The following is a 24,517-nucleotide window of genomic DNA, read 5'->3' as shown; positions in this document are numbered from 1 at the left end:
CGATGTTAACCGGTGCCACATCACTTGATCTTGTCAGGGACGAACTCTTTGCCAGCGTGACTGGTGTCGAGGAGCTGCTGCAGCAGTTTCTAGAGGAGCGGCACAACGGCAGCCTCTTGCAACAGGCCATCGAAGGCCTGCAGCAACTGCGCGGCACACTGAATCTCATCGAGTTGGACGGCGCCGCGCTGCTGCTCGAGGAAATGATCGCCCTGGCCACCGATATCCCGGTGCATGAGGGCGAGGGGCGCAACGGCCCGCTGTCGACGCTGTGCAACAGCCTGTTCCTCCTGCAGCGCTACCTGCACCTGTGCCGCCAGCAGGGCGCCGAGCGCCCCGAGCTGCTGCTGCCGGCGATCAATGAGCTGCGCCAGCACCGGGCGGACATGCCTCCCTTGCCGGAAAGCCATTTCTATCCACTGGACCCACATAGGGTACCGGTGGCCTTGCGTGACGGAGCCCGGCAGCCACTCGATCCGCGGACCTTCGCGCGGCTGCGGCAGATGTACCAGCTGGGGCTGCTCGGGATGATCCGTGATGAGCGACCGGCGGTGGGGATTTCCCTGATGCAGCGGGCCCTGCAGCGCTGGGAAACCCGTCTCGACGATCGCGCCGCCACATTGTGCTGGATCGCCTCGGCCGCGCTGGAGGCGCTGGAGCGGGTGCCGCTGCAGCTGACGGCAGAGCGCAAGCGCCTGTTCGCGCGCCTGGATCGCGCCATCAAACGCCAGGTGGCGGGCACTGAAGCAGATGGCAGTACCCAGTTGCGTCGTGACCTGCTGTACCTGGTGGCGCTGGGTGACTCGCAGTGTGTGCTGTGCGAGGAGGTGCGCCGGGCGGTCAATCTGCCGGACCCGGGCTACACCGAGGCCGCGCTGCAGCATGCCTTCGCCAGCCTGCGCGGTCCCGGAGCGGATGTCATGCGCTCGGTTGCCGAGGCGCTGCATGAGGAAATCGCTGCGATCAAGGATCTGCTCGACCTGCTGGCACGCAATGCCGGGGACCCCGAGCAATCGCTGGAGACCCTGAATACGGCCCTGCAGCGCCTGTGGAAGACGTTGAGCGTGCTGGACATGGGGGCTGTTTCCGAGCAGATTCGGCGTGCCGTCGAGCTGCTCGATGGCTGGCAGCAGGGGGATACCGACGCGCTGGAGCAGATCGCCGATGCGGTCTTGCATACCGAACTGACCGTCACCCGCATGGAAAACGAAGGCGAGGGTGCTACCCCCTTCAGTGAAGATCAGCAGTCCGCGCCGGTCGAGCTCAAGGAGGCACACATCGTCCTGGTGGAGGAGTCCCAGGCTGGCCTGGCTCTGGCCAGAAGGGCGGTGACGGCGTATATCGAGTCGGGCAACGACCGCATGCACCTGATGAACGTGCCGGCAACACTGGAAACTGTGCGCGGCGGCCTGATCTTCCTTGGCATGACCCGGGCGGCGGACATCATTCGCACGGCCTCGCGCTTCATTCGTGAGACCATGCTGGAGCAGCAGCAGGTGCCGGGTGTGCCGCAGCTGGAAGTGCTTGCCGACGCCCTGACCAGCATCGAATTCTATCTGGAATCGGCAGAGCGTTCTTCGGTGAGCACCGGCGATGTACTGGCGCTGGCCGAGGACAGCCTGGCGGAACTTGGCTATACGGTAGGTGCATGACATGCAGAAATTCACCCGCTTTACCGCATCCCTTTCGACCGAAACCCGCGGAGATGGCTGGGTGTTGATTCGCCATGAGCAGTCCTTCGCCATGTACCAGGGCAACTTGCTGCATGACCCGGACATGGCGCGATATCTGGGTGATGCCGAATACCAGATGACCCTGGGACTGATCGATGACAAGCCCTGCCAACTGGTACGGGTCAGGGAGCAGCTCGATCTGCCCGGACTGTCCTGGCATGGCCTGCGCGGCCTGCTCGGACATGTGGATGATTCCACCTTCCGCCTGCTCGGCGTGGCCCAGCAACTGGATATCTGGCACGACACCCACCGTTTCTGCGGCCGTTGCGGCCAGCCGACCCAGGTGCGGCTCGACGAGCGGGCCATGGAGTGCTCGGCCTGTGGCAATCGCCAGTATCCCAAGCTGGCGCCCTGCATCATCGTCCTGGTCACCCGTGGCGAGGAGGTGTTGCTGGCACGTTCACCGAACTTCCGCTCGGGCTTCTTCAGCACCCTGGCCGGTTTTATCGAGCCGGGAGAATCGGCGGAGGAAGCGCTGCGTCGCGAGGTGATGGAGGAGGTGGGTATCGAGGTCGAGCAACTGGAATATCTCGGTAGTCAGAACTGGCCGTTCCCCAACTCGCTGATGCTGGGCTTCCATGCCCGTTATGCCGGCGGCGAGATAGTGCCGCAGCCGGGAGAGATCGAGGAGGCCCATTGGTGGCATGTTGACCAGTTGCCGGCGATCCCGCCCGAGGGCACCATCTCGCGCTGGCTGATCGATTGTTACCTGGCACGGCTGTCCGGCCAACCGGAGCCGCCCGTCCCGGCCTGATTGTCTACAAGGAGCTGGTATGCAATATGCTGGTCTGGCAGCGCTGGTGGGATGCCTCGCGCTGTTGTTGCTGTGTCTGACGCTGCGTTCCGGCTGGCGTCTGGAGTGGTTGCTCGGTTGGCTCAAGGGCTGCATCCTGCTGCTTTTGCTGGTGGTCTGTGGTGCGGCGGTGGTGGCGGCCTGGGAGCTGTACCAGTTCCGCACCATCACCGACGGTGAGCGGGTTGCCACGCTGGAGCTGCGACGCAGCGCCGAGCAGCAATACGAGGCGAGAATGGATACCGCTGCCGGCAGTCATCAGCTGCCCTTGCGTGGTGATCTCTGGGAACTGGAGGTGCAGGTGCTGCGCTGGCGCGGTCTGCCGCATATCCTCGGCCTGGAGGATGGCTATCGGCTCAACAGCGTCAACGGTCGTTACCTGACGCTGGAGCAGCAGCGCGAGGTAGGCGCGGCGCTGGCCCATTCGCTGCACGCTACGCCGCCCTGGCGAGATCTCTGGCGCTGGTTGGACCGGCTGGAGCTGGGCTGGCTGTACGCCGATGCCTTTGCCATCCGTTTCATGCCGATGGCTGATGGGGCGCGCTACATGATCGAAATTGGCGCCACCGGATTGTCACCGGTGGCGCTGAACTCCCAGGCCCTGCAGGCGATGAAGGGGTTCGAATAAGAAGGGATGCCGGCAATTGTGCCGGCATCGTCGTTTCAGGCGAGCATGCCACCATCGACATTGATGGCGGTGCCGGTGGTGTAGCTGGAGGCATCGCTCACCAGATACAGCACAGTCCCGGCCATCTCGCTCGGATCGGCGGGGCGGCCCAGCGGGATGCGTGCCAGTGCCGGCTTGAGGATGCTGTCGTTCTTCACCAGGGCCGAGGCGAACTTGGTATCGGTCAGGCCCGGCAGCAGTGCGTTGCAGCGGATGCCGAACTGCGCGCATTCCTTGGCGAACACCTTGGTCATGTTGATGACCGCCGCCTTGGTGATCGAATAGATGCCCTGCATCATCGCCGGAACCATGCCGTTGACCGAGGCGACGTTGAGAATGACTCCACCGCCGTTCTCGCGCATCAGCTTGCCGGCTGCGACCGACATGAAGAAATAGCCGCGGATATTCACATCGACGGTCTTCTGGAAGGCGCTGAGGTCAGTATCCAGTACATTGCCGAAATGCGGGTTGGTGGCGGCATTGTTGACCAGGATGTCGAGCTTGCCAAACTGGCTGCGAATGGTCTCGATGGTCGCGCCGATCTGCTCCATTTCGCCAATATGACAGGCGATGGCACTGGCTTTTCCACCTGCGGCCACGATGGCGTCAGCGACCTGCTGGCAGTCATCGATCTTGCGGCTGCTGATAATCACATGAGCGCCTTGTTGAGCCAGCAGTTTGGCAATGGCTTCACCGATGCCGCGGCTGGCACCGGTTACCAGGGCGACTTTTCCGTCCAGATCGAACAGTTGGGTTTTCTGCATCTGTCTTGTCCTTGTTGATATAGGCATGATCGCCGACCAATCTACTGCAGCCTCCGGGGCCTGCCAACAGCAAGCAGTGCTTATCAGAAACCGTGTTGGCGGGGGATTGCCTGCATCTATGTGACCACTGCAGCCGCGAATGACTGAAAGTGCTTGAACAACACCGAGTTGTGAGCCATCTCTCAAACACTGGATAAATATTTGCTCCCCTGATACTCCATTGGGATCATCGCTGCTTCGAAGCAGGATGATTTTCCAGGCACAGGGATAGCAATGAACTCGATAGGTATAGGCTCAAGGACATCCACCGGCGGGACGGTAATGGAAGGTAATCCCGGCATCCTGTTCAATGGCCTGGTAGCCAGTTCGGTAGGGCACAAGGCCAGTTGCCCGAAATGCAAACAGGGTATCGGCCCCATTGTCGCGGTCGGCCCCAGAACGGTCACCCTGCCGGCAGGTCCTGCGGCACGTGCTGGCGATTACGTCGCCTGTGGCTGTCCTCCCGGCTCGAATAGCTTGTTGGCAGAGGGTGCCGTGGTTGTCGGCGGCGGCAGCGGTGGGGTAGGCAGTTAGACCGCCACGCGATGCAGGTGATATGGATAACACATAAAAAAACCGGAGCCTGGCTCCGGTTTTTTCAGTGCTGTCCGATCAGACCGGGAACAGCTCGCCCAATTTCAGCGCCAGCATCATGTCGCCTTCGGCGCGCAGCTTGCCGCCCATGAAGGCCTGCATGCCGTCGGTTTCGCCGGAAATGACGCCCTGCAGCGTGGCAGCGTCCATGATCAGCGTGACGTTGGGATCTTCGGCGTCGCCCTGGCTGACGGAGCAGGTACCGTCCTTGATCACAGCATAGAAGTTGGAGTCATCTTCGATGTTGAATTGAAAAACCAGATCCAGGCCAGCCGCGGCGGCCGGATTGAACTTACCTTCCATGTTATTGATGATGTCGGCAACGGTAGTCATGGATTCATCCTTATAGGGCTGTTTCATTGAAGCAACGGCGCAGCCGTCGCGGGGCATCGTTGTGCAGCTCAACAGAGGGTATGGTGGGTAGCGGGAGCTGTCAACAAAAATCATACGGTCGTTTGAATTCGCCCTGAACAGCTCTGTCACCAGCAGCGGCATCATCCTGTATGCTTGGTTGGATCGAATCGAATAGGGAGATATCTGTGGATTGGCTTGCTGAGTACGGAATGTTCGCTGCAAAGGTGCTGACGGCCCTGTTAGCGATATTTGTCCTGTTGCTGATGGTGGCTTCGCTCAAGGGGCGACAGCGCAAGGGCGAAGGCGCTTTGCAGGTGACCCGGCTGAATGATCAGTTGGCGCGCATGACCGAGCGGCTGGGCCAGGCGGTGCTGGACAAGCCGGCACTCAAGGCCCTGCATCGGACCCGCAAACAGGAGGCGAAGGCGCGCAGCAGGGGTAATACCGATAGGGACAAGGTCTTCGTGCTCAATTTCCATGGCGATATCAAGGCCAGCGCGCTGGAGAACCTGCGCCATGAGGTGACCGCGGTGCTCGAGCTGGCCACTGCGCGGGACGAGGTCATCGTCAAGCTGGAAAGCGGTGGCGGCATGGTGCATGCCTACGGCCTGGCCGCGGCGCAACTGACCCGGATAAGGGAGGCGGGGGTACCGCTGACCGTGTGTGTCGACAAGGTAGCGGCCAGCGGCGGTTACATGATGGCCTGCATCGCCGATCGTATCCTGGCAGCGCCTTTCGCCATGCTCGGGTCGATTGGTGTGGTGGCGCAGCTACCGAACTTCCACCGGATGCTGAAAAAGCACGAGATCGACTATGAGATGCTGACGGCGGGGGAGTACAAGCGAACCCTTACCGTGTTCGGCGAGAATACCGACAAGGATCGGGAAAAATTCCAGGAGGATCTGGAAAGCATTCATCGCCTGTTCAAGCAGTTCGTCACCCGCTACCGTCCGGTGCTGGATATCGATGTGGTGGCCACCGGTGAGGTATGGTTCGGCACCGAGGCGCTGGAGCGGGCACTGGCGGATGAGCTGAAAACCAGCGACGAATATGTCACCCAGCGTATTCGTCAGGCCGATGTCTTCGAAGTCCATTTCGCCCGGCCCAAGCGCCTGCAGGACCGCCTGAGTTCCAGCATGTCCGCGGCTCTGGATCGTCTGCTGCTGACCTGGGTGTCGCGTTTCTACAATCAACGTTTCTGGTAGGAGTCTGTCATGTCCGAGTTCAAGGCATTGCTGGTCAGTGAGGAGCAGGGGCAATTCGCTCGCCGGGTGGTTTCCCGGCATCTGGATGAATTGCCGGCCGGCGAGGTGCTGATCCGTGTGCAATGGTCATCACTCAACTACAAGGACGCCCTGTCTGCCACCGGCAACCGCGGCGTAACCCGCAACTACCCGCATACACCGGGTATCGACGCGGCCGGGGTGGTTGAAGCCAGCTCGGTTTCCGAACTGGCAGCGGGTGATGAGGTCATCGTTACCGGCTACGACCTGGGCATGAATACCCCGGGCGGTTTTGGTCAGTACATCCGGGTGCCGGCAGCCTGGGTATTGAAGCGACCCTCAGGACTGACCCTGCGCGACAGTATGGTGCTGGGCACGGCCGGGCTGACTGCAGCGCTGTGCATAGATAAGCTGGAACGTGCCGGGTTGACCCCGGGTGCAGGTCCGGTGCTGGTCACCGGCGCCACCGGTGGTGTGGGCAGCATCGCCGTGGCCATGCTGGCCGGCCTGGGGCACGAGGTCGTCGCGGTGACTGGCAAGCTGGAGCAGGCCGACTTTCTCCGCCGGCTCGGCGCCGCCGAGGTACTGGAGCGCAGTGAGCTGCAGGCCGGTACCGGCAAGGTGCTGTTGACCGAGCGCTGGGCCGGTGCGGTGGATACGGTGGGTGGCGACATCCTGTTCAACGTGGTCAAGTCGCTGCGCTATGACGCCAGCGTGGCCTGCTGTGGCCTGACGGCCGGTGGCCAGTTCCAGGCCAGCGTGTTCCCCTTCATCCTGCGTAACGTCAACCTGCTGGGTGTCGACTCGGTGGAGCAACCACTGGTGGCCAAGGCATCGATGTGGGATCGCCTGTCCCTGCAGTGGAAGACCGACCTGCAGAACCTGGAGCATGAGATCACCCTTGAGCAGTTGCCACAGGCGATCGATACCATCCTCGCCGGCGGCATGGTCGGACGTACCATCGTCAATCTCGGCTGAAACAGCGCGTGAGCACGCAGGACCTGTTCCACGGGGCGTTGGCGCAGCCTGTGGTCATGGGGCCACAGGCGGTTATCCTGCCGGGCTTCGCTGTGCCCTGGATGGATCGGCTGCTCGTGGCCGTGGAGGAGATCCAGGCGCAGGCGCTGTTTCGGCAGATGTCCACGCCGGGCGGGCGGCGCATGTCGGTCAGCACCACCAGTTGTGGCGAGCTGGGTTGGGTGTCCAGTGAACATGGCTATCGCTACAGTCCCGTCGATCCCCATAGCGGCCGCCCCTGGCCCGGGTTGCCCGAGGCCTTTCTCGAACTGGCGCGGGCGGCGGCCAGCGAAGCCGGGTTTGCCGACTTCCATCCCGACACCTGCCTGATCAATCGTTATCCGCCGGGCGCGCGCATGGGCCTGCATCAGGATCGTGACGAGCGTGATTTCAGCGCGCCCATTGTCTCGGTGTCACTGGGTATGACGGCAACTTTCCTGTTCGGCGGTCATCGGCGTTCGGACAGACCGGCCAGGGCGCGGTTGTACCATGGCGATGTGGTGGTCTGGGGTGGCGAGGATCGCTTGCGTTATCACGGCGTTGCGCCGTTGCTGGACGCTCCGCATGCGCTGCTTGGGCGCCAGCGCATCAATCTTACCCTGCGCCGGGCGGGCTGAGTTTCGACTGGATGGGGGAGGTGAGTACCGGATGCCCCGATGGCATCCGGTAATTCGGGAGACTCAGCGGCGCCGGAACAGCGGCAGCGGCTGGTCAGTGGCGGCCTGGTAGACCTCGGAGAAGTCCTGCAGGCTGGCCAGTGCGGCGTGCGGATCGTGGTCTTCACGCAGGGCGTAGGCATCGAAGCCGCAGCGGTGCATGAAGAACAGCTGGTCACGCAGCACATCACCGATCGAGCGCAGCTCGCCCTGATAACCGTAGCGGTCGCGCAGCAGACGGGCATTGGAGTAGTTGCGACCGTCGCTGAATACCGGGAAGTTCAATGCGATGACCTGGAAGTGCTGCAGGTCATCGATGATGCTCTCGGCTTCCTCGTCGGCATCCAGCCATACACCCAGCCCGCCATCCCGCGCCTTGAGCGCATGGGCATGCTCCAGCCACAGGGCCAGCGGTACGATGATATCGCCCGAGTTGGTCAGGTTCTCGATGCTGGCATCCTTGGGCAGCAGTTGCCAGGTATCCTCGACGACCTGATTGCCCTTAATGATTTGCTGCATATACGCGCTCCTTGTACGGGGCCATGCCGATACGCTCGAAAGTATCGATGAAGCGCTCTTCCGGGGTACGGTTCTGCACATACACATCGATCAGCTTCTGCACCACCGTCGGCATCTGGTCGGCGGCGAAGGAGGGGCCGAGGATCTGGCCGATAGCCGCATCCCGCCCCGATTTGCCGCCCAGCGACACCTGATAGAACTCCTGACCCTTCTTGTCGACACCGAGGATGCCGATATGGCCGACGTGGTGATGGCCACAGGCGTTCATGCAGCCGGAGATGTTCAGTTCCAGCTCGCCGATGTCATGCAGGTAGTCGAGGTCATCGAACTGGCGCTGGATCGACTCGGCGATCGGAATCGACTTGGCATTGGCCAGCGAGCAGTAGTCGCCGCCGGGGCAGCAGATGATGTCGGTCAGCAGGCCGATGTTCGGCGTGGCGAAGCCCATCTGCCGGCATTTCTGCCACACTTCGTACAGGTCTTTCTGCCTGACGTAGGGCAGTACCAGGTTCTGGTAGTGGGTCGAGCGGATTTCGCCCAGGCTGTAGTCGTCGGCCAGGTCGGCTGCGGCATCCAGCTGCTTGTCGCTGATGTCACCCGGCGAGATGGCGGTCGGCTTCAGCGACAGCGTCACTGCAGCGTAGCCGGGGGCACGGTGCGGGTGTACGTTGCGCATGGCCCAGTTGTCGAAGCCCTGGTCGCTGCTGCGCTTGTCCAGGTAGCCGGCATCGTCGCCGGCGAAGCTTTCCAGCTCGGGGGTGACGAAATACTTGGCGACCCGCTGCAGCTCGGCCTCGGTAAGGGTGGCGCTGCCATCCTTGAGGTTCTGCCACTCGGCTTCGACCTTCTCGCCGAACACGGCGGGTGTCAGTGCCTTGACCAGGATCTTGATCCGCGCCTTGAACTTGTTGTCCCGACGGCCATAGCGGTTGTACACACGCAGGATGGCTTCCAGGTAGGTCAGCAGGTGTTGCCACGGCAGGAAGGCGCGGATCTCGGCACCGACCATCGGCGTACGACCCAGGCCGCCACCGACCAGCACCTGGAAGCCCAGTTCGCCGGCGTCGTTGCGTACCGCGTTCAGGCCGATGTCGTGAATGCCGATAGCCGCGCGATCTTCCTCTGCGCCATTGATGGCGATCTTGAACTTGCGCGGCAGGAAAGCGAATTCCGGGTGGAAGGTCGACCACTGGCGGACGATTTCGCACCAGGGGCGCGGGTCGATCAGTTCATCGGCGGCGATACCGGCGAACTGGTCGGTGGTGGTGTTGCGGATGCAGTTGCCGCTGGTCTGGATAGCATGCATCTGCACCGAGGCCAGCTCTTCGAGGATGTCTGGTACATCTTCCAGGTTCGGCCAGTTGAAATGGATGTTCTGGCGCGTGGTGATGTGCGCGAAGCCCTTGTCGTAGTGACGGGCTATATGCGCCAGCTTGCGCAGGCGCTCGGATGACAGTACGCCATAAGGTACCGCGATACGCAGCATGGGGGCGTAGCGCTGGATATACAGGCCATTCTGCAGGCGCAGCGGCAGGAATTCCGCTTCGGAAAACTCGCCGGCGAGGTAGCGGCGTACCTGATCGCGGAACTGCTTGGCGCGGTCCTCTACGATACGTTGGTCATACTCGTCGTAAATATACATTCTGACAACCTGTTGTTGGGCGTTCACGCCCTTGGCTAACGGAGGTTCAACCCGGCAGGGCTCGGAAGCGCGGGAGACGATATCAGTTTTTTTTTATGCTTAAAAGGAATGTTTATATATATGCTTATATCGATAAATCGGTATGGCCATGCTGTGGCTTGTGCATTCGGCGGGGCTGGTCTTAACTGTAGCGACAGTACATTCCCATTCCAACAACAAGAGGAATCACATCATGAACGATCACGACACCCACACCGGTGGCGACCACAACAGTGCGCTGGACGCCTTCGCCGCGGTTGCGCTGATTCTCATCGCGGTAGCTACGGCGGTTTTCTGGGTCAGCCAGCATTGAAGCCAGCCAGCCAGGACCGCCTATTCTAGCTTCCCGCGAGGTGCAGCACCAGCTTGACGATGCCGATGATGCCCAGGATGAACACCAGCATGAAGCCGAGCCCGAACAGGATGAAGTGGCTTGGCTTGCCGTGGGTGAAATCGCGCTCCCTGGCCTTGTTGCTCTGAACCCCCAGGGCACCGAACAGGATGGTACTGAGCATATCCCGCAGGCGCATGCCTGAACGGGGGGCGTTGTCGTCCTTGTGATTCTTGTTGTCGTCTGCCATTGCCGTCTCGCTTGCCAGTGGGGCTGTTTGCTGGTCAGCCCTCAGATTCGGATTTCAGCCCAGTGCTTGCGTCTCCACATTATGGCAAAGATAACAGAAGCCATGACCCGGTACAGGCTCTGCAGCAACCATACGGCGAGCAAACCGCCGCCGAGCACCGGGCCGACCAGATAGGCGCAGGGCAGGAAGAACAGCCACTGGCTGCCGAGGTTCACCGTCATCACCGTACGACTGGCCCCGGCTCCCAGCAGCGCCTGGGTCAGTACCAGGGCGGTGGCATCCAGGGTCATGCCCAGTCCGGTGATGCGCAGCGGCCACTCGCCCAGCGCCAGCAGTTGCGGGTCCTGGGTGAACAGTTGCAGCACCAGTTGCGGCGCCAGCCAGAAGGGCAGGCCCATGACGAACAGCACCACCGCCGCCACCCGCACCACATCCCAGCCCCAGCGATAGGCTTCCTGTGGTTGGTCCTCGCCGAGGCTGTGGCTGACCAGGGTGGTGGCTGCCATGCCCAGGCCGACACCGGGCAGGATCAGCAGCAATGCCAGGTTGATCAGCACGTGGGCGATGGCCAGCTCGGCGGTGCCGATCTGGCCGATGATCCAGAACAGGGTGGTAACGCCGGTGGCGAAGAACAGTTGCTGCAGGGAGTTGGGTAGCGACAGTCGCAGCATCGAGCGGATCTCGGCAAAGCTCGGCAGGCTGCGCAGGAAACCGTGCTGGCGACCCTGGCGCCAGGTCAGTGCGAAGTACATGCCGCTGCCGATGAACATGGCGATGCTGGTACCGAGTCCGGAGCCGGCGGCACCCATTTCCGGCAGACCGAAATGGCCGAAGATCAGGCCATAGCTGATGATCACATTGAACACATGCATGGCCACCAGGATCTGCAGATACAGTCCGGCCTGGCGTATGCCGTTCCAGTAGCCCCGATAGGCGAAATTGCAGCCCACGGCGATGATTGCCAGTGCCCGCCAGCGGAAATACTCCCCGCCGATGCTGGTCACCTCGGGATCGTCGGAGAGCAGGCCGATAATGTGATCGGCATTGAACCAGCACAGCAGCATGAGCGGCAGTGATATCAGCGTGGCGATCAACAACCCGTGGTTGAGCGGTGCCGCGGCCAGTTCGTTACGACCTTCACCGCGGCGCCGGGCCACCGTGGCCTGTACGCCTACCCCGAGACCCATTACCAGCGCGATGGCCATGAAGTTGGCATACCCGCCCAGGCCGACGCCGGCCAGCGCCGCCTCGCCCAGCGAACCGACCATGGCGGCATCGACCAGGTTCAGCAGGCTCTGGCTGAGCATGCCGCCCATGATCGGCAAGCCCAGCAGGATGATGCTTCGGAAGCGCTCGCGGGGCGGTAGCAGGGCCACTGGGCGCTATCAGACGTCGTAGCCGAGGTTCGGCATCAGCCAGCGTTCGCTGGTCTCGATATCCTGACCCTTGCGCTGGCTGTAGCTCTCGACCTGGTCCCTGTCGATCTTGCCCACGGCGAAATACTGGGCCTTGGGATGGGCAAAGTACCAGCCGCTGACCGCCGCCGTGGGGAACATGGCGTAGTGCTCGGTAAGGGTCACACTGCTGTCGCCATCCTGGTCCAGCAACTCGAACAGAGTGCCTTTCTCGGTGTGGTCCGGGCAGGCCGGGTAGCCGGGGGCAGGGCGGATGCCCTTGTACTGCTCACGGATCAGGTCGTCATTGCTCAGCGCCTCTTCCGGATCATAGCCCCAGTATTCCTTGCGCACCTGTTGGTGCAGCCACTCGGCGCAGGCCTCCGCCAGGCGGTCGGCCAATGCCTTGACCATGATCGAGTTGTAATCGTCGCCGGCGTCCTGGTAGGCCTTGGCCACCTCTTCGGCACCGATCCCGGCGGTGGTGATGAAGCCGCCGACATAATCGGTGATGCCGCTGTCGGTCGGGGCGACGAAATCGGCCAGGCAGAAGTTGGGCTTGCCATCGGTCTTGACGATCTGCTGGCGCAGGTGGTGCAGCCGTTGCGTCGGCTGACCCTGCTGGTCGTACAGCTGGATGTCATCATGCTCGACCTGGTTGGCCGGCCAGAAACCGAATACCGCCTTGGCGCGGATCAGCTTCTCATCGATCAGTTTGCGCAGCAGGGTCTGGGCATCGTTGAACAGGGAGGTGGCCGCTTCGCCAACCACCTCGTCCTGCAGGATGCGCGGATACTTGCCGGCCAGGTTCCAGGAGATGAAGAACGGCGTCCAGTCGATATAGTCTTCCAGCACCTTCAGGTCTATGTCCTCCAGCACCTTGCGGCCAAGGAAGCTGGGGGTGACCGGGGTGTAGTCGCTCCAGTCGAATTGCGGGCCGGCAGCCAGGGCCTTTTCATAGCTCAGGCGCTCGGTGCGTGCCGCGCGGTTGGCGGTACGCTCGCGGATCATGGCGTATTCTTCACGGATCTTGCTGGCATAGTCCGGTTTGAGTTCCTTCGACAACAGGGTGGTGGCCACACCCACCGCGCGTGAGGCGTCGGTGACGTAGACTACGGCGTCGTTCTTGTAGTGCGGATCGATCTTCACCGCAGTATGCGCCTTGGAGGTGGTGGCGCCGCCGATCATCAGTGGCAGCTGGAAGTCCTGGCGCTGCATTTCCCGGGCGACATGCACCATCTCGTCCAGTGACGGGGTGATCAGCCCGGACAGACCGATGATGTCGCACTTTTCCTCGATGGCGGTCTTGAGGATCTTGTCTGCCGGCACCATCACGCCCAGGTCGACGATGTCATAGCCGTTGCAACCGAGCACCACGGCGACGATGTTCTTGCCGATATCGTGCACATCGCCCTTGACCGTGGCCATCAGGATCTTGCCCTTGGCCTCGGGTTTGTCGCCTTTCTCCTCCTCGATGAAGGGAATCAGGTGGGCCACTGCCTGTTTCATCACCCGGGCGGACTTGACCACCTGCGGCAGGAACATCTTGCCCGAGCCGAACAGGTCGCCGACCACGTTCATGCCGGCCATCAGCGGGCCTTCGATCACCTCGATCGGTCGGGCTGCCTGCTGGCGGCACTCCTCGGTGTCTTCCACGATGAAGGTGGTGATGCCCTTGACCAGTGCATGTGACAGACGTTCTTCCACCGGCAGGCTGCGCCACTCCTCATTCTCGACTTCCTTGACTGCACCGTCGCCGCGGTAGTCCTCGGCGATAGCCAGCAGCGCTTCGGTGGCGCCGGCGTTACGGTTGAGGATGACGTCCTCGACCTTGTTGCGCAGGTCCGTCGGGATCTGGTCGTAGATTTCCAGCTGGCCGGCGTTGACAATGCCCATGGTCAAGCCGTTCTGGATCGCGTAGTAGAGGAATACCGAGTGAATCGCCTCGCGTACCGGGTTGTTGCCACGGAACGAGAAGGACACGTTGGACACCCCGCCGGAGGTCAGGGCATAGGGCAGGTGGTCGCGGATATAGGCGCAGGCTTCGATGAAGTCCACGGCGTAGTTGTTGTGCTCCTCGATACCGGTGGCGACGGCGAAGATATTCGGGTCGAAGATGATATCTTCCGGCGGGAAGCCAACCTCGTTGACCAGGATGTCATAGGAGCGCTTGCAGATTTCCTGCTTGCGCGCGGCGGTGTCGGCCTGGCCGACCTCGTCGAAGGCCATCACCACCACGGCAGCGCCGTAGCGTTTGCACAGGCGCGCATGCTGCTTGAACTGCTCGACGCCTTCCTTCATCGAGATGGAGTTGACGATGCCCTTGCCCTGGATGCACTTGAGACCGGCCTCGATCACTTCCCACTTGGACGAGTCGAGCATGATCGGCACCCGGGAAATGTCCGGCTCGCCGGCGATCAGATTGAGGAAGGTCACCATGGCCTTCTTCGAATCCAGCATGCCTTCGTCCATGTTGATGTCGATCACCTGGGCACCGGCCTCGACCTGCTGCAGGGCAACTTCCAGCGCTTCGGTGTAGTTGTCCTCGCGGATCAGTCGGGCGAACTTCGCCGAGCCGGTGATGTTGGTGCGCTCGCCGACGTTGACGAACAGCGAGTTGCGGTCGATGGTGAAGGGCTCCAGGCCCGACAGGCGACAGGCCTTGGGAATGTCCGGAATCTGCCGTGGCGGATGCTTGCTCACCGCCTCGGCGATCGCGCGGATATGTTCCGGGGTGGTGCCGCAGCAGCCGCCGACGATATTGACGAAGCCGGCCGCGGCGAACTCGCCGACCAGCTCGGCGGTCTGCTCGGGAGTCTCGTCGTATTCACCGAAGGCATTCGGCAGGCCTGCGTTGGGGTGGGCGGAGACGTGCGTGTCGGCCTTGCTCGACAGTTCTTCCAGGTACGGGCGCAGCTCCTTGGCCCCCAGCGCACAGTTCAGGCCGATGGAAATCGGCTTGGCGTGCCGTACCGAGTTCCAGAAGGCCTCGGTTGTCTGGCCGGACAGCGTGCGCCCGGAGGCGTCGGTGATGGTGCCGGAAATCATGATCGGCAACTCGACACCCAGCTCCTCGAAGACACCCTGCACGGCGAAGATCGCCGCCTTGGCGTTGAGCGTATCGAAGATAGTCTCGATCATGATCAGGTCGGCACCGCCCTCGACCAGGCCGCGGGTGGCTTCGCTGTAGTTGTCCACCAGCGCATCGAAGGTGATGTTGCGGTAGCCGGGGTTGTTGACATCCGGCGACAGCGAACAGGTACGGCTGGTTGGCCCCAGCACCCCGGCGACGAAGCGCGGGCGGTCCGGGGTCTGGGCGGTTTTCTCGTCGCAGACGCGGCGGGCGATGCGTGCGCCCTCCAGGTTCAGCTCATAGGCCAGCTCTTCCATGCCGTAGTCGGCCTGGGAGACGCGGGTGGAGTTGAAGGTGTTGGTCTCGATGATGTCGGCGCCGGCATCCAGGTAGGCGCGTTCGATATCGGCGATCACATCCGGGCGACTGAGGATCAGCAGGTCGTTGTTGCCCTTGACGTCCTGGGGCCAGTCGGCGAAACGCTCGCCGCGGAAGTCGGCTTCCTCGAGCTTGAAGCTCTGGATCATGGTGCCCATGCCCCCGTCGAGTATCAGGATGCGCTGGCGCAGAGCCTCATTCAGGGCGGTCAAACGGGTGGTCAGGTCAGACATGAAAACTCCGCAAAGGCATGGTGAAAAGCCGCTCATCTTACCAGACGGCGGGGGAACACTGAACGGCAATGGTATTTGCGGGAATAACCGAGTGAAACGGTGGGACTTTATTCGCTGATGCAGTTCCCGTACAATACACGCATTACGTCATAGACCAAGAGGCATTTCATGGCAGGCATTCACTTTACCGAGGCTGCCCAGAGCTATCTGGCGGAGTTGTTATCCAAGCAGGACACAGACGGTATCGGTATCCGTGTGTTCATTACCCAGCCCGGTACCCCTTACGCTGAAACCTGTATCGCCTACTGTAAACCCGGCGAGGAGAAGGCTGAGGACACGGTGATCGCGCTGGAGGCATTCCGTGTGTGGGTCGATGCGACCAGTGAGCCGTTCCTGGAAGAGGCGGTGGTGGACTACGCCACCGACCGCATGGGCGGCCAGCTGACGATCAAGGCGCCCAATGCCAAGGTGCCGATGGTCAATGATGACAGCCCGCTGAACGATCGCATCAATTACCTGCTGCAGACCGAGATCAACCCCGGCCTGGCCAGCCATGGTGGCGAGATCAAGCTGATCGATGTGGTCGAGGGTGGTATTGCCGTGCTGCAGTTCGGTGGCGGTTGCCAGGGTTGCGGCATGGTCGATGTGACACTCAAGGAAGGCGTCGAGAAGACCCTGATCGCGCGTATTCCGGAAATCACCGGGGTGCGTGACGTGACCGACCACTCGGTCAAGGAACACGCTTACTACTGATCGGCAGCGCCCCGATGCGCTGCCCTCCGGGTTGTCGCGCGCCTGCGCGACGACTTTCAGCTCACTCGATATAACGCTCGTGCTGCTCCATCACCGACTGCTGGATGCCCAGCTTCTCCCCGTAGATCACCCCATAGGTCAGCACGCTCTGCACATAGGCGCGGGTCTCGTCGAAGGGGATGGTTTCGATCCAGATGTCCGAGGGTAGCGCCGGCATGTCCCTGGTCCACTGGCGGACCCGGCCGGGGCCAGCGTTGTAGGCGGCCGAGGCCAGTACCCGGTTACCCTGGAACTGCCCGTACAACTGCGACAGGTAGGCGGTGCCGAGGGCGATGTTGCGTTCGGGCTGCAGTACCTCGTTGGCGTTACCCAGGGGGATGTTGTAGCGGCGGGCGGTTTCCCGGGCGGTGGCCGGCATCAATTGCATCAGCCCCATGGCCCCGGCATGGGAGCGGGCGTCGGTCATGAAACCGCTTTCCTGGCGGGTGATGGCGTAGACCCAGGTCGAGTTGAGCTGGCGCAGCCGAGCCTGCTCGATGATGGGTTCACGGTAGGCCAGTGGGAAGCGGATCTCCAGGTCGTCCCAGTGCTGCGCCTTGCTGATGCCACGAATGGCCGGGAAGTACCAGTCCATCTGCCGGGCCAGGCTGGCCTGGGCTATCAGTTCTTCGCGGCTGAACAGCCGCTCGGCGTGATACCACTCGCGGCGGGCATCCAGGTAGTCGCCGCGGGCGAAGAATTCCCGCGCGCGGATGATGCCGGCGGTATCCATCACCCGCGCAGCAGCGCGTGGATCGACCGGTACCGGTTGGTGATTGGTGGCATAGGGCATACGGCTGCGCTCGGCGGCGAGAAAACCATAGAAGTCGCGCTCGCGGGCCAGTTGCGCATATTCGCTGGTCAGCTCGCCGGTGTCGGTCTGGGCCAGCTGGCTGCTGCGCAGCTGCCAGTAGCGCCAGCGGCTCTGCTGTTGCAGGTTGCTCGGCATGCTGCGGGTCAGGTCCTGGACGCTATGCCAGTGGCCGGTACGCAGCGCCAGGCGGGCGCGCCATTCGGTGACGGTATCGTCCTGCATCTGCGGGTCGTTGGCTGCCATGAACGCCAGCGCCTCGGGCTTGTACCGGCGCGCCAGGCGCACGCCGATATCCCGGGTCAGTGCCAGACGCTGTTCGTCGGTGAACGGCAGTTGCTGATAATGCGGCCATAGCGCCAGTGCCGCTTCGGCGTCATCCCGACCGAGGCGGCGCAGGGCGACGGTGACCATCTCGGTGAGCTTCTCCGCCGGCTGGCCGGCACCGGGCTGATACTGGCTGAATTGGTTCAGCAGCCTGGGGTTGACGGCGGTAGCGACGAAACGTTCGGCCAGCGCACTCTGGTCAGGCAGATAACGGGTCAGGTACTTGGCCAGCCCATCCTGGCGATGCAGCAGAGCCAGGCGCATGCGTTCCCAGGCGACGTCCTCGGTCAGGCCGCCGGCGGCGATCCAGCGCTGGAACAGCGGGTCGCAGACCTTGGGTTGGGACTGGCCAACGGTCCACAGCTCCCGCGCGCGTTGCATGGCCTGGGCACTCTGGCCTTCGTGCCACATCTGCATGACCAGCGGGCACTCCAGTTCGGCTGTCAGGCTGTCCTGGTCCACATGCCGGCGCAGGCGTGACCAGTCCTGCTCCTTGAGCAGACGCTTGAGCCAGCTGTTCTTCAGGCTGCGGGCAGCGGGCAGGTCGCCATGGGTAGTGAGGAACTGCTCTATTTCCTGGTGCGGCGCATGGTCCAGGCGCTTGCGCAGGGATTCCAGCAACAGATAGGGATACAGCGGATAGTCGCTCAAACCGGCCTTGAGCGACTGGAAGCGGGCATGGTCACCGCGGGCCAGGGCGCTCTGCGCCTGGTCGTACTGGCGGCGTTGTTCGCTCAGGCGGTCTGCCTGTGCCGGCAGGCTGGTCAGCAGCAGGGCGCCGCACAGCAGGCTGGTGGTCTTGATCAGGTGTCGTTTCAACTGCTGCAGCATCGATCATCCCGCCCTGATGGGCATAAGGCTGGTAGATAAGGGGATTGCCGGTTGGCCGGCTCCGATTGGGCTCAGCTTAGCTGTTTGGCTGACGGCTTCAAAGTGGTGACTGATGATGGAGGCGTTACACGATGCTTCCTGGCGATCATCGCCATTGGCACGCCGATTAATGCAGCTATCGGCGCCGGCAGGTAGAATGCCGGCCTGAATCAACAAAAGGTGTGATATGGCTCTGCTTTCCTTTACCGACGTGTCCCTGGCCTATGGTCTGAACCCGCTGCTCGACAAGGTCAGCTTTCAGCTCGATCGCGGTGAGCGTGTCTGTCTGATCGGCCGTAATGGCGCTGGCAAGTCCAGCCTGTTCCGTCTGGTCACCGGTGACCAGGCCGCCGATGAGGGCGAGCTGTGGTTCGCGCCGGGGCTGAAGATCGGCCAGTTGCCCCAGGAACTGCCCGAGGCGGGCGCGGCCAAGGTCTACGATGTGGTCGCCGCCGGCCTGGCGGGTGTTGGTGAGCTGCTTGCCGAGTATCACGCCCTGGTCACCGGGGACATGGGCGAGGCCGAGCTGGCGCGGCTGGAGCAGGTGCAGCACCAGTTGGAGTCGAAGGATGGCTGGCGGCTGAACCAGTTGGTGGAAACCACCCTGACACGCCTTGGCCTGCCAGCGGACAAGAGCATGTCGGAACTGTCCGGTGGCTGGCGTCGCCGGGTATTGCTGGCCCAGGCACTGGTGGCCGAGCCGGATATCCTGCTGCTCGACGAGCCGACCAACCACCTGGACATCCACACCATCGCCTGGCTCGAACAGGCGCTGTTGGAGTTCCGCGGCGCGGTGCTGTTCATTACCCACGATCGTCAGTTCCTGCAGGCGCTGGCCACCCGCATCCTGGAGCTGGACCGTGGCCAGTTGATCGACTGGCAGGGCGATTACCGCAGCTTCCTGCAGCACAAGGAGCAACAGCTGGCCGCCGAGGCTACCGCCAACGCGCTGTTCGACAAGAAGCTGGCCCAGGAGGAAGCCTGGATTCGCCAGGGCATCAAGGCTCGGCGTACCCGTAACGAGGGTCGGGTGCGGGCACTCAAGGCGATGCGCGAAGAACGGGCCGGGCGTATCGAGCGTCAGGGCAAGGCCAGCTTCCAGCTGGAAACCGCCGACGCTTCCGGCAAGCGGGTAATCGAACTGGAGCAGGTCAGCTTCGCCTGGCCGGGACAGCCGCCGCTGGTTCGTGACCTGAGCACCCACGTGCTGCGTGGCGACCGTATCGGCCTGATCGGCAATAACGGATCGGGCAAGAGTACCCTGCTCAAGCTGATGCTCGGTCAGTTGCAGCCAAGCAGTGGCAGCGTCAAGCATGGCACCAAGCTGGAAGTGGCCTATTTCGATCAGTTGCGCGGCCAGTTGGAACTGGAGCGGAGCGTGATCGATAACGTCTCCGAGGGCCGCGATTTCATCGAGATCAATGGCGAGCGGCGGCACGTGATCAGCTATCTGGGCGACTTCCTGTTCTCGCCGGAACGGGCACGGACGCCGGTCAAGGCACTGTCCGGTGGCGAGCGGGCGCGACTGCTGCTGGCGCGTCTGTTCAGCAAGCCGGCCAACGTGCTGGTGCTGGACGAGCCGACCAACGATCTCGACGTGGAGACCCTGGAGCTGCTGGAGGAGGTGCTGGCCGGCTTCGACGGTACCGTGCTGCTGGTCAGCCACGACCGGGCCTTCCTTGACAACGTGGTGACCAGCACGCTGGTGTTCGAAGGGCAGGGCAATGTCCGCGAATATATCGGCGGTTACGCCGACTGGCTACGCCAGGGCGGGCGGGTCGAGTCACTGGCGGAATGGGGGGATGATGTCGAGAGCAAGCCGGCCGAAACTCCAGCCGCGGCGGAACCAGTCAAGCCGGCCAAGGCAGCGCCGGCGAAGAGCAAGTTGAGCTACAAGCTGCAGCGCGAACTGGACTCGTTGCCGGCATTGCTGGAGCAACTGGAAGCAGAGCTGCAGGCATTGCAGCAGCAGGCCAGCGATCCACAGTTCTACCAGCAGCCCCACGAGCAGACCGCGCCGGTGCTGGCGGCCCTGGAAAGCAAGCAGGCCGAGCTCGACCAGGCCCTGGAGCGCTGGGCCGAGCTGGAGGAAATGGCTGGCTGAAGGCGAACGCCGTTGCCCTGACCTCATCTTATACACGCAAAACCCGTCATCCTTCGCGAAGGCGAAGGATCCATGGCTCGGGTGAACGCGGAGCGGCCTGTGGATCCTTCGCCTTCGCGAAGGATGACGGGGGTGTAGAGGGTCCCTCAGTACCTAAGCTAAGCAGCCGGCCAGCCCCATCGCCGCGAGGCGCGGCTCCCACAAGGTTGGGAGTGGGGAGCAGCCGGCCGCGCACTGATCAGCTGGCGGTCTTCTTCAGACGTACCGCGATGACATCGCAGGGAGCGCCATGCAGTACATCATTGGCGGTGGAGCCGAGCAGCAGGGCCAGGCCGTGGCGGCCATGACTGCCAACCACGATCAGGTCGCAACCGCATTCGGTGGCGACCCGGTGGATTTCCTGGCGGGGATGGCCAAAGGCGATCTGCAGCTGCTGTTCGGGCAGGCCATAATCGCCGGCGAACAGTTGCATGCGTTCGCGGGCCTGTTCGAACTGCTGCTGCTGCAGCATGGACAGGTCCATGGGCACGTCGCCGCCATAGGCCATCGCCAGCGGTTCGACCACGTGGACGATGGTCAGTTTGGCGTCCAGTGCCTGGGCCAGTTGTCGGGCGTGATCGGCAACGGCGCGGCATTCGTCGATCAGATCTATCGCCACCAGCACATGTGAATAGAGCATGCAGGTTCTCTCCTTGTTTTTCGCTGATCTTAGGGCCTATTGTCGCTTCATCGCAAGCCGCGCCGGCGCCTGTTTTTGCGCGAGGCAAGGCGCGAGGAGAGAAATTTGGTCATTCCAAATGAACGACGAGTAACGCAGCATCGCGCAAAAACAGGCCCGGCCCTTCGGGTTGTGCGTCAAATCTCGCCATGCGTCGTTGTGGGACTTGGCAAGGGAATGACCATTGCCTGCGTCCCACGCCTAGCCTGGCGAGATTTGACGCGCAACGCGGCTGGCGATGAAGCGACAATAGGCCCTAACAGTCTTTGCGAACAGGTCTACAGTGAATGACTGGCGGCCGATCAAATACTGGTTTTCCATCCAAACGGGGTTGTAAAGATGTTGACCTGGGTAATAGTCGGCCTGGTGGCAGCGGTACTGGTGTCCAATCTGTTCAAGCTCATGCCGCGTGGCCGCGAGCGTCATCTGCAGCGCCTGCGTGAGCAGGCCAGGCAGCAGGGGCTGGCCGTGGAGTGGCTGCGCGAGGCGCAGAAAGTCAATCAACTGGCCGGCTGCATCGCCTATCGCATGCCACTGGAGCGTTGCCCGCTGGAGAACGAGTTCAGCTGCCGGCGCACCGCGGATGGCTGGCACTGGCTGAATGGCTCTGCTGCCACACCGAACTGTAGCGAGGTGTTGCAGCAACTGCCGGAGCAGGTCATGGGTGTCGATCGGCAGAGCCTGTCGGTGGTGGTGTACTGGCGCGAGCCGGATGACCTGGCAGTGCTGCAGCAACTGGTCGCTGCCCTGCAGCCGTTGAAAAACGCTGTGCCGAGCCGCTGACAGCGGCTTTGATGGCTATGCCCGAGGGTGTCGTGCCCGGGTGTTTTTTGTGGCCATCTGCGTTCGGCAGATTGACAACGGCGCGGTTTTCCATAAAGGTGTGCGTACCCGAATCAAACGAGCGTATGAATTTTGCCAGGCAGGCAGTATTCCAATGCAGTCGGGAACTATCATGACACCATCCGGCAACCGGGCTGGATAGTGTTTCTCATGTGCTTTCACAGCGTGGAGATCAGTTGATGATTTACGAAGGTAAAGCCATCACGGTTCAAACCCTTGAAGACGGCATCGCCGAACTCAGATTCGATCTGCAGGGCGAGTCGGTCAACAAGTTCAATCAGGCCACCCTCGCCGAACTCAAGGCGGCCGTTGACAAGATCCAGTCCGATAGCAGCATCAAGGGCGTCATCGTCACCAGCGGCAAGGACGTATTCATCGTCGGCGCCGATATCACCGAATTCGTTCACGCCTTCCAGCTGTCCGAAGAAGAGCTGGTCGCTGCCAACCTGGAAACCAACCGCATTTTCAACGCTTTCGAAGACCTGAACGTGCCCACGGTTGCCGCCATCAATGGCCTGGCGCTGGGTGGTGGTCTGGAAATGTGTCTGGCCTGCGACTTCCGGGTCATGGCCCAGAGCACCAAGATCGGTCTGCCGGAAACCAAGCTGGGTATCTACCCCGGCTTCGGTGGTACCGTGCGCTTGCCGCGCCTGATTGGTGTCGATAACGCTGTCGAGTGGATCGCCGGTGGTGCCGAACAGCGTGCCGACAACGCACTGAAAGTGGGTGCGGTCGATGCTGTGGTCGCCGACGACAAGCTGCGCGACGCCGCGCTGGATCTGGTACGTCGCGCCATTGCCGGCGAGCTGGATTTCCGCGCCAAGCGCCAGCCCAAGCTGGAAAAGATCAAGCTCAACACCATCGAGCAGATGATGGCCTTCGAAACCACCAAGGGTTTCGTTGCCGGCCAGGCCGGCCCGAACTACCCGGCACCGGTCGAAGCCATCAAGACCATTCAGAAAGCGGCCAACCACGGTCGTGAAAAGGCTCTGGAAGTCGAGGCCGCCGGTTTCGCCAAGCTGGCCAAGACCAGTGTTGCCGCCTCGCTGGTCGGCCTGTTCCTGAACGACCAGGCACTCAAGCACAAGGCCAAGAAGTACGACAAGCAGGCTGGAGAAGTGAAGCTGGCCGCGGTGCTGGGCGCCGGCATCATGGGTGGCGGTATCGCCTACCAGTCCGCCTCCAAGGGCACGCCGATCCTGATGAAGGATATCCGCGAAGAGGGTATCCAGCTGGGTCTGGACGAGGCCGCCAAACTGCTCGGCAAGCGCGTCGAGAAGGGCCGCATGAAGCCCGCACAGATGGCTGCAGCGCTGAACGCCATTCGTCCGACCATGTCCTACGGTGACTTCGGCAACGTCGACATCGTAGTCGAAGCCGTGGTGGAAAACCCCAAGGTCAAGCACGCAGTACTGGCCGAGGTCGAGCAGCATGTGAAGGAAGATGCCATCATCGCCTCCAACACCTCGACCATCTCCATCACCTACCTGGCCCAGGCGCTCAAGCGTCCGGAAAACTTCGTCGGCATGCACTTCTTCAACCCGGTACACATGATGCCGCTGGTTGAGGTTATCCGTGGCGAGAAGTCCAGCGAGAAGGCCGTGGCGACAACCGTTGCCTACGCCAAGAAAATGGGCAAGACGCCGATCGTGGTCAATGACTGCCCGGGCTTCCTGGTCAACCGCGTGCTGTTCCCGTACTTCGGTGGCTTCGCCCGTCTGATCGGCATGGGTGCGGACTTCCAGCGCGTCGACAAGCTGATGGAAAAATTCGGCTGGCCGATGGGCCCGGCCTACCTGATGGACGTGGTTGGCATGGACACCGGTCACCATGGCCGTGACGTGATGGCCGAAGGTTATCCGGATCGCATGGCGGACAAGACCAAGACCGCGGTCGATGTCATGTACGAAGCCAACCGTCTGGGTCAGAAGACCGGCAAGGGCTTCTATGCCTATGAAGTGGACAAGAAGGGCAAGCCGAAGAAAGTGGTCGATCCCGAAGCCTACGAACTGCTCAAGCCGGTGGTGCTGGAGCAGCGTGAGCTGACCGATGAGGAAATCGTCGAGATCATGATGGTGCCGCTGTGCCTGGAAACCGTACGCTGCCTGGAAGATGGCATCGTCGAATCCGCTGCCGACGCCGACATGGGTTTGATCTACGGTATCGGTTTCCCTCCCTTCCGGGGCGGCGCGCTGCGCTATATCGATACCATTGGGGTGGCCGAGTTCGTGGCCATGGCTGACAAATACGCCGAGTTCGGTCCGATGTATCACCCGACTGAGAAGTTGCGTGAAATGGCCGCCACCGGCAAGAAATTCTTCGGTTAACCGCGGAACGTACAGAGCGAGAGTGA

Annotated in this window: 20 protein-coding genes; 11 read left to right on the top strand and 9 right to left on the bottom strand. The window is 62.2% G+C overall.

Translation table 11 applies throughout. The annotated features are described in order from the left end of the window. Positions 1–2: 2 nt before the first annotated feature. From H6X51_RS03080 to H6X51_RS03070, 3 genes are read left to right on the top strand one after another with little or no spacing between them, the layout of a single operon-like run. Positions 3–1,652 carry a ferrous iron transporter B gene (locus H6X51_RS03080; protein WP_185266043.1) on the top strand — a complete coding sequence of 550 codons (1,650 nt, stop codon included), beginning with the start codon at positions 3–5 and terminating at the stop codon, positions 1,650–1,652. 1 nt (position 1,653) lies between these two features. Continuing rightward, positions 1,654–2,487 (top strand): NAD(+) diphosphatase, encoded by an 834-nt coding sequence (nudC, locus tag H6X51_RS03075; RefSeq protein ID WP_185266042.1) that lies wholly within the window; start codon positions 1,654–1,656, stop codon positions 2,485–2,487. A 19-nt stretch (positions 2,488–2,506) separates the two neighbouring features. After that, entirely contained in the window at positions 2,507–3,154 is a 648-nt protein-coding gene (locus H6X51_RS03070) for a hypothetical protein (protein WP_185266041.1), read from the top strand. 35 nt (positions 3,155–3,189) lie between these two features. Here the strand turns inward: H6X51_RS03070 and H6X51_RS03065 are convergent, their stop codons facing one another. After that, a complete protein-coding gene (locus H6X51_RS03065; RefSeq protein WP_185266040.1) occupies positions 3,190–3,957 on the bottom strand; it encodes an SDR family oxidoreductase in 768 nt (255 codons plus the stop codon). Between the two features lie 273 nt (positions 3,958–4,230). Between H6X51_RS03065 and H6X51_RS03060 the strand changes: the two genes are divergently transcribed. Then, positions 4,231–4,530 (top strand): PAAR domain-containing protein, encoded by a 300-nt coding sequence (locus H6X51_RS03060; protein WP_185266039.1) that lies wholly within the window; start codon positions 4,231–4,233, stop codon positions 4,528–4,530. Positions 4,531–4,608: 78 nt separating this feature from the next. Here H6X51_RS03060 and H6X51_RS03055 read toward each other — a convergent pair whose 3' ends face one another. Beyond that, positions 4,609–4,923, bottom strand: coding sequence for an SCP2 sterol-binding domain-containing protein (locus H6X51_RS03055; protein ID WP_185266136.1), 315 nt, complete (start codon positions 4,921–4,923; stop codon positions 4,609–4,611). Positions 4,924–5,129: 206 nt separating this feature from the next. Here H6X51_RS03055 and sohB point away from each other — a divergent pair, with 206 nt between their 5' ends. The 3 genes from sohB to alkB are packed head-to-tail and all read left to right on the top strand — an operon-like array spanning position 5,130 to position 7,801. Beyond that, positions 5,130–6,149: a protease SohB gene (sohB, locus tag H6X51_RS03050; RefSeq protein WP_185266038.1), complete on the top strand. Its 1,020-nt coding sequence runs from the start codon at positions 5,130–5,132 to the stop codon at positions 6,147–6,149. 9 nt (positions 6,150–6,158) lie between these two features. Next, positions 6,159–7,145: a YhdH/YhfP family quinone oxidoreductase gene (locus H6X51_RS03045; protein WP_185266037.1), complete on the top strand. Its 987-nt coding sequence runs from the start codon at positions 6,159–6,161 to the stop codon at positions 7,143–7,145. Positions 7,146–7,153: 8 nt separating this feature from the next. After that, a complete protein-coding gene (gene alkB, locus H6X51_RS03040) occupies positions 7,154–7,801 on the top strand; it encodes a DNA oxidative demethylase AlkB (protein ID WP_328795612.1) in 648 nt (215 codons plus the stop codon). Between the two features lie 63 nt (positions 7,802–7,864). On the opposite strand, the gene H6X51_RS03035 is transcribed toward alkB, so the two are convergent. The 5 genes from H6X51_RS03035 to metH form a co-directional block, all read right to left on the bottom strand. Then, positions 7,865–8,359 (bottom strand): DUF934 domain-containing protein, encoded by a 495-nt coding sequence (locus tag H6X51_RS03035; RefSeq protein ID WP_185266036.1) that lies wholly within the window; start codon positions 8,357–8,359, stop codon positions 7,865–7,867. Then, positions 8,343–10,001: a nitrite/sulfite reductase gene (locus tag H6X51_RS03030; protein WP_185266035.1), complete on the bottom strand. Its 1,659-nt coding sequence runs from the start codon at positions 9,999–10,001 to the stop codon at positions 8,343–8,345. Before H6X51_RS03030 ends, H6X51_RS03035 begins: the two co-directional genes overlap by 17 nt. Before the next feature lie 377 nt (positions 10,002–10,378). After that, positions 10,379–10,621: a DUF2970 domain-containing protein gene (locus tag H6X51_RS03025; protein WP_185266034.1), complete on the bottom strand. Its 243-nt coding sequence runs from the start codon at positions 10,619–10,621 to the stop codon at positions 10,379–10,381. A gap of 41 nt (positions 10,622–10,662) precedes the next feature. Next, positions 10,663–11,997, bottom strand: coding sequence for an MATE family efflux transporter (locus tag H6X51_RS03020; RefSeq protein ID WP_328795611.1), 1,335 nt, complete (start codon positions 11,995–11,997; stop codon positions 10,663–10,665). Positions 11,998–12,006: 9 nt separating this feature from the next. Then, positions 12,007–15,699, bottom strand: a complete 3,693-nt coding sequence (metH, locus tag H6X51_RS03015; protein WP_185266033.1) for a methionine synthase — start codon at positions 15,697–15,699, stop codon at positions 12,007–12,009. A 168-nt stretch (positions 15,700–15,867) separates the two neighbouring features. On the opposite strand from metH, the gene nfuA reads away from it, so the two are divergent. Further along, entirely contained in the window at positions 15,868–16,452 is a 585-nt protein-coding gene (gene nfuA / locus H6X51_RS03010; RefSeq protein ID WP_185266032.1) for a Fe-S biogenesis protein NfuA, read from the top strand. A 61-nt stretch (positions 16,453–16,513) separates the two neighbouring features. On the opposite strand, the gene H6X51_RS03005 is transcribed toward nfuA, so the two are convergent. Continuing rightward, the gene (locus tag H6X51_RS03005) at positions 16,514–18,460 is read right to left on the bottom strand and encodes a transglycosylase SLT domain-containing protein (protein ID WP_185266031.1); all 1,947 of its coding nucleotides are present in this window, start codon (positions 18,458–18,460) and stop codon (positions 16,514–16,516) included. 226 nt (positions 18,461–18,686) lie between these two features. On the opposite strand from H6X51_RS03005, the gene H6X51_RS03000 reads away from it, so the two are divergent. Beyond that, a complete protein-coding gene (locus tag H6X51_RS03000; protein WP_185266030.1) occupies positions 18,687–20,603 on the top strand; it encodes an ATP-binding cassette domain-containing protein in 1,917 nt (638 codons plus the stop codon). 238 nt (positions 20,604–20,841) lie between these two features. Here the strand turns inward: H6X51_RS03000 and H6X51_RS02995 are convergent, their stop codons facing one another. Then, positions 20,842–21,282 (bottom strand): universal stress protein, encoded by a 441-nt coding sequence (locus H6X51_RS02995; protein WP_185266029.1) that lies wholly within the window; start codon positions 21,280–21,282, stop codon positions 20,842–20,844. A gap of 378 nt (positions 21,283–21,660) precedes the next feature. On the opposite strand from H6X51_RS02995, the gene H6X51_RS02990 reads away from it, so the two are divergent. Further along, positions 21,661–22,104: a hypothetical protein gene (locus tag H6X51_RS02990; RefSeq protein ID WP_185266028.1), complete on the top strand. Its 444-nt coding sequence runs from the start codon at positions 21,661–21,663 to the stop codon at positions 22,102–22,104. A gap of 239 nt (positions 22,105–22,343) precedes the next feature. Continuing rightward, complete coding sequence (gene fadB, locus H6X51_RS02985; RefSeq protein ID WP_185266027.1) at positions 22,344–24,491, top strand: fatty acid oxidation complex subunit alpha FadB; 2,148 nt, start codon at positions 22,344–22,346, stop codon at positions 24,489–24,491. The last annotated feature ends 26 nt before the right edge of the window (positions 24,492–24,517 follow it).

Origin of the sequence: Halopseudomonas xiamenensis (assembly GCF_014219065.1) — a bacterium.
GTDB lineage: Bacteria > Pseudomonadota > Gammaproteobacteria > Pseudomonadales > Pseudomonadaceae > Halopseudomonas > Halopseudomonas xiamenensis.
The sequence above is the reverse complement of the archived record's forward strand: the minus strand, read 5'-3'. Positions and strand labels throughout refer to the sequence as shown.